Genomic DNA, 11,621 nt, shown 5'->3' with positions numbered 1-11,621 from the left:
TATTAATCTTTTTTCTCTTTATTAGCTTTTACAACTTTATTCAGAGAGAGTTTTAAATCGTTTACTTCTTTTCTTGTTAAATAAGAAATCTGATATTTCAGAATGGTAGACCCATTATTCTTACTTGAGACGGTAATGTATAGTCTTTTGACGAAGAAAATACTGATTACGTCATATTTTACCAGTTTATATTTTGGAAATTCATCGTGAAGAGGCTTGTTTAAAAAAGGAATGATATTCCTGTTCTTAAAATGCAGCGCTTCACCATCACTGTCGTATTCAAAAATCTGTCGCCCGGTAAGATGAAAGATTACTAATAATAATATGGGAACAATTATCATCAAATAGCTTTCAACTCCTAATACATTAAATCTGTATTCATTGGCTAAAAACCCTATTATTCCAAACACTGCTATCATCATCAACAGTGTGTTTATAAAGTTATAAAATGATGTTTTACTACGGTTACTTAATCTCATTGTGATTCTTATCTGGTGTTCATCAGTTATTGGCTGCTTACTTCATCAAGAATGTGCTTTTTATCTATGTCAGTATCATCTTCCACTACCAGGTTCTCAAGAATGAAAGTCTGTCTGTCCGGTGTATTTTTACCCATATAAAATTCCAGTAACTGGTCTATGGTCTGATCTTTTCCTATTACTACCGGTTCTAAACGGATATCTTTTCCTATGAAATGCTTAAATTCATCAGGAGAAATCTCTCCCAAACCTTTGAATCGGGTAATTTCAGGATTCTTTCCTAAATCATTCAAGGCTTTTACTCTTTCTGCTTCTGAGTAGCAATATCTTGTTTCTTTTTTATTTCTAACCCTGAATAATGGGGTCTGAAGGATATAAAGGTGATTATTTTTAATCAGATCCGGGAAGAACTGCAGGAAGAATGTAATCATCAACAGACGGATGTGCATTCCATCCACATCGGCATCGGTTGCAATAATTACCTGATTGTATCTCAGGTCTTCCAAACTTTCTTCAATATTTAAAGCAGCCTGAAGGAGATTAAATTCTTCATTTTCGTACACCACTTTCTTCGTCAATCCGTAGCAGTTCAGAGGTTTCCCTTTTAATGAGAATACCGCTTGTGTTTCTACATCTCTTGACTTAGTGATTGATCCGGATGCGGAATCTCCCTCGGTGATAAAGATCTGCGTATCTCCTTTTCTCTCAGCTTTTTGGTCGTTATAATGCTGTCTGCAGTCACGCAGTTTTTTGTTGTGAAGGGATACTTTTTTAGCTCTTTCTCTTGCCAGCTTCTGGATTCCTGAAAGCTCTTTTCTCTCTCTCTCAGAGATCAGAATCTTTCTTTGAATTCCCTCTGCTATTTCAGGATTTTTATGTAAGAAATTATCCAGCTTGCTTTTTAGAAAATCAATAATAAAGGTTCTTACGGTTGGCCCGTTAGGTCCCATATCATTAGATCCCAGCTTTGTTTTGGTCTGAGATTCGAAAACCGGTTCTTCCACATTAATGGAAATGGCTGCAATGATTGATTTTCTGATATCAGAAGCATCAAAATTTTTATTGAAAAACTCACGGATTGTTTTCACATACGCTTCACGAAAAGCATTAAGGTGAGTACCACCCTGTGTAGTATTCTGCCCGTTAACGAATGAAAAATAAGTCTCCGTCTGTGATTTATCAGAATGGGTAATGGCAACTTCAATATCTTCATCCTTTAAATGAACGATCGGATACAGGATATCGCTTTCCAGTTCTTCTTCCAAAAGATCTTTCAGACCATTTTCAGAAAAATAAGTTTCGCCGTTGAATACTATTTTCAGTCCCGGGTTCAGGTACGCATAGTTGCGGAGCATTCTTTCGATATACTCTTTTCTGTACTTGAAATGCAGGAAGATTTCACCATCGGGAATAAATGAAATTTCAGTTCCGTTTCTGTCTGAAGTTTCTTTTTCATCAAAGTTTTCTTTGATCATACCACGGGAAAATTCTGCCACTTTCATCATTCCATCACGGAAAGAACGTACTCTGAAGTATTCTGAAAGTGCATTTACCGCTTTTGTACCCACCCCGTTCAATCCGACAGATTTCTTAAACGCCTTACTGTCGTACTTACCTCCGGTATTCATTTTGGAAACGGCATCAACCATTTTTCCCAGCGGAATTCCACGGCCAAAGTCACGAATAGTAACCTTGCCGTCATCCAGCTTTATTTCAATTCTTTTCCCGGATCTCATCCTAAACTCATCAATGGAGTTATCCAGGATTTCTTTAAGCAAAATGTAAATACCATCATCGGCAGAGGACCCGTCCCCCAGCTTCCCGATGTACATGCCGGGACGCAGACGGATATGTTCCTGCCAATCGAGGGTTCTAATATTCTCTTCGGAGTAGGTTAGATTTATTTCTTGTGACATATATGATTTCAGCAAACATACAAAAGTACGAAATTGTCCAAAATTATCCGAATTTTAGTTTTCATTTTTTTATCAACATTCTTCCTGAAATCAGGATTCGTATCACAAAAAGTAGACTTAATTGAACAAAAAATAAAGGATAAATGTCTTTATTCCGACATTTATCCTCTGAAATTATTGTTTAATACTTTCCAGTTTGCCTATTATATTTTTCAGCATTGCCAGAACAATGAGTTTATGAAAGGGGCGTACCGGTAAAAAGTATAATACTCCCAGCCAGTTATGGAACTTAACCGTAGTGGAAATCGTTAAAGAATTTTCATCCTGCCCACCCTGGTTTTTATCAAATAAAAGAGAAACCCTGAAATCCAGGTGTTTATCATCCTCACCAAGAACAATCTCATTACTGGTTTTATTAAAAACCTTAAAAATACCTACACGCTCTCCTACTTCACAAGTAAAACTGTCAGCTTCTTTCATCGGCTCAGTCTCTGCACCTGTTTTTAAACCAAACAATCCCACCATCTTGTTTCTGAAAGCAAACATTTTCTTTCCCCATGTTGGCCCACTTGTAAAAAAAGCTTTTCCGATTTGGGTAATATCGAAATTCTGTCCATTTCCTACCAGTCCGCCTGCAAAGCTATCCGTATAATCAAACTTTTCTTTTCCCTGCGACAAAATGGATTTTGCCGGAAACTCAATCTTCTTAATTTTCATTGTCATTGGTTCTATATTATTTTTAGCATAACAAATATAAACATCATCGAACATATTTAAAAGCAAAAAGTTACATTCTTCAAACAAATGTTTAAAAAACATTTTTGTGCTTGAAATTTCTAAGAATATTTGTTGGAATAACGCGAGGACGCTAAGTTTTTTTGAATAACTGCTTTTAAGGTGGAAGGATTTTATCTCCGATAAAATTGTATACTGCTAAAATATGCTTTTATAATCGCCACGAATTCACGAATAATTTTTACTAATGTATAAAATATGGTAATAGAAGTCTTGTGAAGGTGTTTCCCTGCTGAGAATCTTGGATTCTCTTGCGCCTTAAATATGGTCTGTATGATTAATTCTTTGCGCTATTGCGCTTTCCAACCTAAAATTTTCTGATTACACAGATATCTAAAATAATTTTTAAATGCCAAGAATTATTTTGTTTAGGCATATAGATTATAATAGAAATATTTAAATGAACAGCGTTTTAAATAATTCATTAAATTCGGTATCAACAAAATCTGTTTTTATGATACAACTTCCTTTATCGAAACTTTCCAATGTAGGAACTACTATTTTCAGTCAAATGACACAGCTTGCCAATGAAAATGAAGCGATTAACCTTTCTCAAGGATTTCCTGATTTTATGCCGGATCCCGAATTATTAAATAATGTAGATCACTTTGTGAAAAAAGGTTTTAATCAATATGCACCCTTGGGAGGAATGATTGGCTTAAAGGAAGAAATTGCAAGAAAAATTGAGAACAGCCATCAGACTGTATATCATCCTGATACGGAAATAACGGTTACCGCAGGAGGAACCCAAGCTATTTTCACTACTATTGCTGCTTTTATCAAAAAAGATGATGAAGTGATTATTTTTGAACCAGCCTACGATTGCTATGAGCCTACCATTGAGCTTTTTGGAGGTATTGTAAAACGGTTTGAAATGAAAGCTCCAGATTTTCAAATCGACTGGACTGCTGTAAAAGGCCTGATAAGCGATAAAACCAAAATGATTATCCTTAATAATCCAAACAATCCATCAGGGAAAATATTAAAAGAAGAGGATATTAAAGAGCTGATTCAATTGGTAAAAGGGACTTCGATCCTTATTTTAAGTGACGAAGTATATGAAAATATTGTTTTTGATGGAAAACAGCATTTAAGCATCTGTAAATATCCTGAACTTAAGGAAAGGAGTCTTCTTGTGGCTTCATTTGGAAAGCTTTTTCATGTTACAGGCTGGAAAGTAGGATATTGTGCTGCTCCCAAAGCTTTAACGGATGAGTTCAGAAAGGTACATCAATTCAATGTTTTTTGTGTTAACACTCCCATTCAGCTTGCTTTGGCTGAGTATATGAAAAACGATGAACATTATCTTCACCTTAATCAGTTCTTTCAGGAGAAAAGAGATTTCCTTAGAAAAGGACTTTCCGGGACTTCTTTCGAACTATTGGATTGTGAAGGAACCTATTTCCAGGCTGTAAAATACTCTAAAATTTCGGACAAAAATGATTTTGATTTTGCCAGTGAACTCACCATCAATCACAAAGTAGCCAGTGTTCCGTTTTCATCATTTTACAAAAACAAGCTGAATGAAAATGTTATCAGACTGTGTTTTGCTAAGAAACAGGAAACATTGGAAAAAGCTTTAGAGAATCTTTCAAAAATATAATTGTTAGGATAACAGAGCTGTTTTTAATCTACTATTAAATAATATTTATTTTCAAGAACAAAAAAGAAAGTAATATATTTATTTTTTCTCAAATAAGTGATTTACTATTGAAATTTTTCATATATTCGTAATAACTAACTCATTAAAAATCAGAATCATGAAAAACAAAACATTATTAAAAGGAAAGAAACTTAATAAAAAAGAGCTAAGAAGCATCAATGGAGGTCTTTTGATGTGTCTTGATCCTTCATTAAGATGCAGACAATATCACCCGAAGTGTGCAGAAGATCAATGTAAACCAGACCAGCCAATAGAACCTTGGAATTAATTTTACAACCATACATCTCAATATCACTATATGAAAAATCAAACTTCTTTAAAAGCAAAAAAGCTCAGTAAAAAAGAATTAAAAACCATTGCAGGAGGTCTACTGAATTGTATGCCTGCTCAGGAGATCTGCCTGCCTCATATGGAGCCATGCCACTCAAATGTTGATGAGAACGGCTGTGCTATGATTTCTCCTTATTGTGGACAAAAAATATGCAGACCTTAATAACAAACCATTTATAAAATCTAAACTATGAAAAACAATATTCAGCTTAACGGAAGAAAATTGAACAAAAAACAATTGGGCACCATCAAAGGTGGATTAAGAATCTGTCGGCCGGAAGGCTATCCAGAATGCATACAGTACGGAAGATTTTGTGGGGAGCCGGAATGCAAAACTCCTTAATTTAACAACTCTTACATTATATTTAAAAAGTCTATCTCTGTTTGAGATAGACTTTTTTATAATTAATAAAGATTTTAAATCCAGAGAAGAGGATTTTACAAAAACATTCCTCCTGAAGCTTCAATTCGTTGTCCGTTGATCCATCCGGCATCATCAGTACAAAGGAATGCGACTACTCCACCAATATCATCAGGAAGACCTACTCTACCTAAAGCTGTAGCACCAGCCACCATTTCATTGATCTCTTTATTATCTCTTACTCTTCCACCCCCGAAATCCGTTTCAATGGCTCCCGGAGCCACTACATTGGCCTTAATCTTTCTTGATCCCAATTCTTTGGCCATATATTTAGTCAGCATCTCTACTCCTGCTTTTACTGATCCATAGACTGAAGAACCGGGTGTTGCAAATCTTGCCAATCCTGAAGAGATATTAATAATACCCCCACCATCATTAATGAAAGGCAATAGTTTTTGAGTTAAGAAAAACACTCCTTTGAAATGAATGTCTACCATATCATCCATCTGCTCTTCTGTAACTTCTGCAATAGGTGAATATAATGCTGTTCCGGCATTATTGATAAGATAATCAATATGTAAACTTCCGGTTGTCTCTTCTAAATAGCCTGTGACATTCTTCACAAATGCATCAAAGCTTTTACGGTCTTTTGTATCCAGCAGAAACGCTGCAGCATTTCTGCCCGTAGCCTTTATTTCATGAACAACTGCTTCAGCTTCTTCTTTATTGCTTCTATACGTAATGATAACATCCAGTCCTTTTTCGGCGATCTTAAGGGCTGAATTTTTACCCAAACCCCTGTTGCCTCCGGTTACTAATACTATTTTTGTCTTTGTTTCCATATTTTTGGTTGTTTTTACTGATACAAAGTTGAAATATTTACAGCAGAAAAGATTTACCTGAATCAATCCGAAATTTGCAAAATTCAAATCATGAACGGAATTCTAAAGGGGTAAATGATGTTTTTCTTTTAAAAAAGTTTGAAAAGTGGGCTATTTCTTCAAAACCGAGAGTATAGGATATCTCTGAAACATTCCATTGGGTTTGTCTTAAAAGAATCTTTGCTTCCTGAATAATTCGGTCACCAATAAATTCTGTGGTGGTTTTTCCGGTACTTTCTTTTAGTCTTTTATTAAGATAATTGACGTGTACGGACAACCTTTCGGCATAGTCATTTGCAGTTCTCAGTTGTAATCTCTGCTCTAGGGGTTCTATGGGAAACTGTCTTTCCAATAATTCTATAAATAAAGACACCACTCTCATGGAAGCATCTTTTGATATTGAGATTTTGGTGGCAGGCTGCAGCTTTTGGCCATAGTGAATCAGTTCCCAGACATAATTTCTGATCAGATCGTATTTAAATAGATAATCTGAATCTATTTCGTTTTTTACTTTTTTAAAAAGAAGTTCTATTTCATCTGCCAATTCATCTTCAATTTCAAATACAGGAATGGCTCCCGGCTGAAAAATAGGTAGACTTTCCAGGGTATTATAAGAGGTTTCTTTCATGAAAAAGTCTTCAGTAAATACACAAAAACTTCCCGACTGCTGTGCATCCTCCGGAATCCAATGGTAAGGAACCTTAGGAGTGGCAAACAACAGTGCGTTTTTTTCTATTGAAATAATCTTATCGGCATACTCTGCTCTGTTTTTCCCTCTTATTAAGCTAATTTTATAATACTTTCGCCTGTTATAGGGCATTTCGGAAGTAGCTTTTACTCTTTCAATAGTTTGTGCAATATCAAATACATTAAAGTGTCCGAGATCTTTATGGAGGCCCTTAGGAAAAATATCTTCCAGGCTTTTCCCCAGCTTGGCAGTCATTTCCCTATAAAAATCTTCTAACGAGGAATGCACTATTTTCTCCATAATCAATCAGTTGTAAAATTCAAATATACAAAGTTGATTTTTAATAAAAGTAAAAATATTTATTCCATTTTTTCTACAACAAGTGATATACAAATGAATATTTTCACTACATTAGCATTCAACTAACTCACTAAAAATCAAAGCCATGGGAAATCATTTTTTACAGTTCGGTAAAAAGCTGAACAAAAAAGAACTTACAACTATTAGAGGGGGACTCCTTAACTGTATGGAGCCGATACTTTGCCCAACTCCATATGAACCATGTGAATCTCCATATCCCAATGGCTGTACCATTATTTCTCCTGTCTGCGGACAAAAAGAATGCAGACCGGCACCCATCACTATAGAGTAATCATCAAATTTCTTAAAATTAATACTATGAAAAATGCAAAAAAATTAAATAAGAAAGAGTTAAAAACCATTACTGGTGGATCATTCTCTTGCATAGACGAAAAAGGCCGATGTAAAATAACAGGAACAGGATGCGCTGAAAGAGCATGCTGGTATGTACCTGAACCTCCATTTGACTAATAACTACAATAAATTCATTTAAAAAAATAAGAAATCATGAAAAATCAAAACTTAAACAAAGGAAAAAAACTCAATAACAAAGAATTAAAAAGCATTACCGGAGGATTACGACAGTGTATAGATCCTATGACCGGGCAATGCCGAATTTTTGGATGGGGGTGTGCTGAGTTACAGTGCAGACCTGTATTAGAACCATAAGCACATGCCTAAAATAGCTGGAGAAATGAGTAATGATAGAATCTGTTTATATTTACCCAAACCTCCGTTTGATTAATAATAAGTCCATTTTTAAAATAGAGAAATTATGGAAAATCAAAACTTAAACAGCGGAAAAAAGCTGAACAAAAAAGAATTACGATCAATCACCGGTGGATTACTGAGATGTATTGATCCCGCAACAGGTTTATGTACAACTGTTGGTAACAGCTGCTTTGAAAGAAAGTGCAGAACCATATTGGATCCGCCACTGGACTAAACATGAACCTTATGTTATTTTTTATAATTTGAGCACTTTCATTGGTTTGAAAGTGCTTTTTATTGTAAACAGTCCGTTTTAAATTACAGTTGATCCTATATTTTTCAGAATCCATTTACCGTCTTTAAATACTGCGGAGTAATCACTTGAGTAACTACTCCCCCATGTTTCAATATAATAGTAATCAGTAGCTTCATGATCTCGCTTCAACTTAGATACACCATGGTCTACCACATCAGTCACTCTTGTATAATAGGTTTGTTTCTCTTCATTTTCAGGTAAAAACAAGACTCTGAGGGAAGGATTGATCTGATGGAAATAATCACAGTCACTTATGAAAAACTCAAATGAATAATGTAAGTTCCTGAAATTTTCAATTCCGGAATATTGAGGTAACAGCATTTCGTATAACTGAACAAATTTATTATTCTCAGACCGGAACATAGGATTCAGATCATTAAAATCATCAACTCCATCCCCATCTGTATCCCTATTATTTTCATTCAATCCAAAACTTTTTTCGAAAATATCATTATACCCATCATTATCCGAATCTTTAAACAAATCCTTCAAGTTAATTTTAAATAACTTACCATCCTCTATTGCAGAATAATCATCATACCCTGGAAGGCCACCCACCTTGATAATCTTTACAAGGCTTCCTTCCAGCTGAAGAAATCCGTCTTTGATCATTGGCTGCTCCTGAATTTTATTGATATAATAATGACTAAAGCTTAGCCCTAAAAAATAAGCAGAAGGCTTATTATCCTGAATTTTCAATAACCAATATCCTAACTTATTAGATCCTAAGGCATATGTTGTATTCCCCACTTCCTGCCGGCTGGAAAACCCAAACTCATCATGAAATTTTTTCTGAAATATTTTAAATTCTTCTATGTGGGCTTTCCATATTTCCTCATTATCCCAAAACCGACCGGATTCTATGCTGTCCTTTTTAAAATTTCTGTATTTGGCAAGATTTACAATTTCAAGATATCTCGGTTTATTGTTAAGAATTTGATTTACAGTATAAGGGTTATCTTCTTTATAGGCATTCTGGATTTTGTCTTCAGTAGTGATAAAACATCGATCCTCAACAGTTTTTGTACAGGATAGCAGGAAAATAAATATCGACAGGCATATATATTTCATGTTAAAAAGTTTTGCTACTGAATGCAAAAAACGCTCCCAAATTATATTATGGAAGCGTTTTTTTATAAAACTAACTTTAATATTTTTTCTTATACGTTGAATCTAAAGTGCATGATGTCACCATCCTGTACAATATATTCTTTACCTTCTACAGATAATTTTCCGGCTTCTTTCACTTTTACTTCTGAACCGTAAGTCATATAATCGTTATACTTGATTACTTCTGCACGGATAAAGCCTTTTTCAAAGTCTGTGTGGATTACTCCAGCTGCCTGAGGAGCTGTCCATCCCTGTCCGATAGTCCAAGCTCTTACTTCTTTCACTCCGGCAGTGAAATACGTCTGAAGTTTTAAAAGATCATAAGCTTTTCTAATCAAACGATTTACTCCTGGTTCTGTAAGCCCTAGTTCATCAAGGAAAATCTCTCTTTCTTCAAAAGTTTCAAGTTCATTGATATCAGCTTCAATCTGAGCAGCTAAAACGACAACTTCTGCGCCTTCGTTTTTAGCCATTTCCTCAATCTTTCCAATCCAGTCGTTTCCGTTTTTAATAGAGTTTTCATCTACATTACAAACGTAAAGTACCGGTTTGTTCGTTAGAAGCTGAACTTCAGCAATTACTGATTTTGCAAAGTCATCCATTGCAAATTCTCTTGCATTTTTCCCATCTTCAAGGAACTTTTGTAAGTTCTGAAGCGTTTCATAAGTAAGAAGATCTTCTTTCTTACCGGATTTGATGAATTTTTTAGCTTTTTCAACTGCTTTTCCTACTGTTTCAAGGTCTTTCAACTGAAGTTCAATATCAATAATTTCTTTATCTCTTAATGGATCTACTGAACCTTCTACGTGAACGATATTTCCGTTATCAAAACATCTTAAAACGTGGATGATTGCCTCACACTCACGAATATTTGCCAGGAACTGGTTACCCAATCCTTCTCCTTTACTGGCACCTTTTACAAGACCTGCAATATCAACGATCTCAACTACAGCTGGTAAAACTCTCTCAGGTTTTACGATTTTCTCCAGTTCAAACAATCTCTGATCCGGTACTGAAACTGTTCCCAGGTTCGGTTCAATAGTACAGAAAGGATAGTTCGCTGATTGAGCTTTTGCGTTGCTCAGACAGTTAAAAAGTGTTGATTTACCTACATTCGGTAGGCCTACAATTCCACATTTCATATTGTAAAATTCAAAGTTTAAGGTTTAGGTCCTAAAAGTTCAATGGGTAAGGTTTGAAGTTTTTATTCCTCCTGGCCTTAGTTGTTGATTCCTGAACTTTCAGCGTGCAAAGATAGTGAATTTTAAGGGAGTTTCATAATAAAAAATCTATCAGCATTCTGACGGATTTTCAAACCGTTTTTACTTTACCGATGATTTCTACGGATTATTTCCTGTGGCTTCCTGAGCCAATGGTACGTCATTCGGTGCTTCCTGCAAAGTTTTATCTAGAGTAAATAAAGACTCGTCTGTGGCTCTGTCACCTCCTGCGATTTTTAATTTATCAATCAGGTTATGAGCTAATGTTTCTTCTTCAATCTGTTCCTGTACAAACCACTGCATAAAATTCCATGTGGCCCAGTCTTTTTCAGCCATGGAAAGATCTACGATTTTGTAAATGGCGGTTGTGTTGTCAACTTCATGTTTGAAAACACCTTTAAAACAGTCCGTCAGTGTTTTAGGATCGGCCGGAGGTGCCGGAATGACTCCCACTTTGGGTTTTCCACCACGGTTTAAGATGTACTCCATGAATTTGATCGAATGGTTTCTTTCTTCCTGGGCGTGTCGGTAAAGAAAATTGGCAATTCCCTGATAGCCTTTATCATCGGCCCAAATTCCATACGATAAAAAAATGTGTGATGCATGAATCTCCTTATTCATTTGGTCACTAAGTGCTTTTTCCACATTTGCGGAAAGTCTGTTAGTATTCATAATGTTATATTTTGGTGATTATGAGGTTATTCATGCAAAAATGATTCCGCTAAGGTTTTTATTTTACTTTAAAAAGATAAAATTAAATTATATCACATTGATTTTATTTGTTTTAAATT

16 protein-coding genes are annotated in these 11,621 nt (G+C 35.2%); 8 read left to right on the top strand and 8 right to left on the bottom strand.

Annotation, left to right across the window (positions count from 1 at the left end; all coding sequences use genetic code 11):
* Positions 1 to 2 precede the first annotated feature (2 nt).
* The 3 genes from J2772_RS02015 to J2772_RS02005 all read right to left on the bottom strand — a co-directional run bounded on the left by J2772_RS02015 (position 3) and on the right by J2772_RS02005 (position 3,112).
* A complete protein-coding gene (locus J2772_RS02015; RefSeq protein ID WP_245365066.1) occupies positions 3 to 422 on the bottom strand; it encodes a hypothetical protein in 420 nt (139 codons plus the stop codon).
* Between the two features lie 83 nt (positions 423 to 505).
* Positions 506 to 2,395, bottom strand: a complete 1,890-nt coding sequence (locus J2772_RS02010) for a DNA topoisomerase IV subunit B (protein ID WP_209912838.1) — start codon at positions 2,393 to 2,395, stop codon at positions 506 to 508.
* Positions 2,396 to 2,569: 174 nt separating this feature from the next.
* A complete protein-coding gene (locus J2772_RS02005; protein ID WP_209912836.1) occupies positions 2,570 to 3,112 on the bottom strand; it encodes a DUF2867 domain-containing protein in 543 nt (180 codons plus the stop codon).
* Between the two features lie 532 nt (positions 3,113 to 3,644).
* On the opposite strand from J2772_RS02005, the gene J2772_RS02000 reads away from it, so the two are divergent.
* From J2772_RS02000 to J2772_RS01985, 4 genes are all read left to right on the top strand, one after another.
* Complete coding sequence (locus J2772_RS02000; protein ID WP_209912835.1) at positions 3,645 to 4,793, top strand: methionine aminotransferase; 1,149 nt, start codon at positions 3,645 to 3,647, stop codon at positions 4,791 to 4,793.
* 157 nt (positions 4,794 to 4,950) lie between these two features.
* Positions 4,951 to 5,121 carry a bacteriocin gene (locus J2772_RS01995; RefSeq protein ID WP_209912833.1) on the top strand — a complete coding sequence of 57 codons (171 nt, stop codon included), beginning with the start codon at positions 4,951 to 4,953 and terminating at the stop codon, positions 5,119 to 5,121.
* Between the two features lie 30 nt (positions 5,122 to 5,151).
* A complete protein-coding gene (locus J2772_RS01990) occupies positions 5,152 to 5,346 on the top strand; it encodes a bacteriocin (protein WP_045497837.1) in 195 nt (64 codons plus the stop codon).
* Positions 5,347 to 5,373: 27 nt separating this feature from the next.
* The gene (locus J2772_RS01985) at positions 5,374 to 5,526 is read left to right on the top strand and encodes a hypothetical protein (RefSeq protein WP_209912832.1); all 153 of its coding nucleotides are present in this window, start codon (positions 5,374 to 5,376) and stop codon (positions 5,524 to 5,526) included.
* 95 nt (positions 5,527 to 5,621) lie between these two features.
* Here J2772_RS01985 and J2772_RS01980 read toward each other — a convergent pair whose 3' ends face one another.
* Positions 5,622 to 6,386 (bottom strand): SDR family NAD(P)-dependent oxidoreductase, encoded by a 765-nt coding sequence (locus J2772_RS01980; protein WP_209912830.1) that lies wholly within the window; start codon positions 6,384 to 6,386, stop codon positions 5,622 to 5,624.
* Between the two features lie 88 nt (positions 6,387 to 6,474).
* Positions 6,475 to 7,413, bottom strand: a complete 939-nt coding sequence (locus J2772_RS01975; protein ID WP_209912829.1) for a helix-turn-helix domain-containing protein — start codon at positions 7,411 to 7,413, stop codon at positions 6,475 to 6,477.
* A 145-nt stretch (positions 7,414 to 7,558) separates the two neighbouring features.
* Here J2772_RS01975 and J2772_RS01970 point away from each other — a divergent pair, with 145 nt between their 5' ends.
* The 4 genes from J2772_RS01970 (at position 7,559) to J2772_RS01955 (ending at position 8,419) form a co-directional block, all read left to right on the top strand.
* A complete protein-coding gene (locus J2772_RS01970) occupies positions 7,559 to 7,765 on the top strand; it encodes a hypothetical protein (RefSeq protein ID WP_209912827.1) in 207 nt (68 codons plus the stop codon).
* Positions 7,766 to 7,791: 26 nt separating this feature from the next.
* The gene (locus J2772_RS01965; protein WP_209912824.1) at positions 7,792 to 7,944 is read left to right on the top strand and encodes a bacteriocin-like protein; all 153 of its coding nucleotides are present in this window, start codon (positions 7,792 to 7,794) and stop codon (positions 7,942 to 7,944) included.
* Positions 7,945 to 7,980: 36 nt separating this feature from the next.
* On the top strand, positions 7,981 to 8,142 hold the full coding sequence (locus tag J2772_RS01960) for a bacteriocin (protein WP_209912823.1): 162 nt from the start codon (positions 7,981 to 7,983) through the stop codon (positions 8,140 to 8,142).
* Between the two features lie 106 nt (positions 8,143 to 8,248).
* Entirely contained in the window at positions 8,249 to 8,419 is a 171-nt protein-coding gene (locus tag J2772_RS01955) for a bacteriocin (RefSeq protein ID WP_209912821.1), read from the top strand.
* 78 nt (positions 8,420 to 8,497) lie between these two features.
* On the opposite strand, the gene J2772_RS01950 is transcribed toward J2772_RS01955, so the two are convergent.
* From J2772_RS01950 to J2772_RS01940, 3 genes are all read right to left on the bottom strand, one after another.
* Positions 8,498 to 9,571, bottom strand: coding sequence for a hypothetical protein (locus tag J2772_RS01950; RefSeq protein ID WP_209912819.1), 1,074 nt, complete (start codon positions 9,569 to 9,571; stop codon positions 8,498 to 8,500).
* Positions 9,572 to 9,660: 89 nt separating this feature from the next.
* A complete protein-coding gene (gene ychF / locus J2772_RS01945; protein WP_209912816.1) occupies positions 9,661 to 10,752 on the bottom strand; it encodes a redox-regulated ATPase YchF in 1,092 nt (363 codons plus the stop codon).
* 198 nt (positions 10,753 to 10,950) lie between these two features.
* Positions 10,951 to 11,502, bottom strand: a complete 552-nt coding sequence (locus tag J2772_RS01940; RefSeq protein WP_209912815.1) for a ferritin — start codon at positions 11,500 to 11,502, stop codon at positions 10,951 to 10,953.
* Positions 11,503 to 11,621: the final 119 nt, after the last annotated feature.

This window comes from Chryseobacterium jejuense (genome assembly GCF_017877355.1).
Taxonomy (GTDB): domain Bacteria; phylum Bacteroidota; class Bacteroidia; order Flavobacteriales; family Weeksellaceae; genus Chryseobacterium; species Chryseobacterium jejuense_A.
Note: the sequence above shows the minus strand (reverse complement) of the source record. Positions and strands in the feature narration are given on the sequence as shown.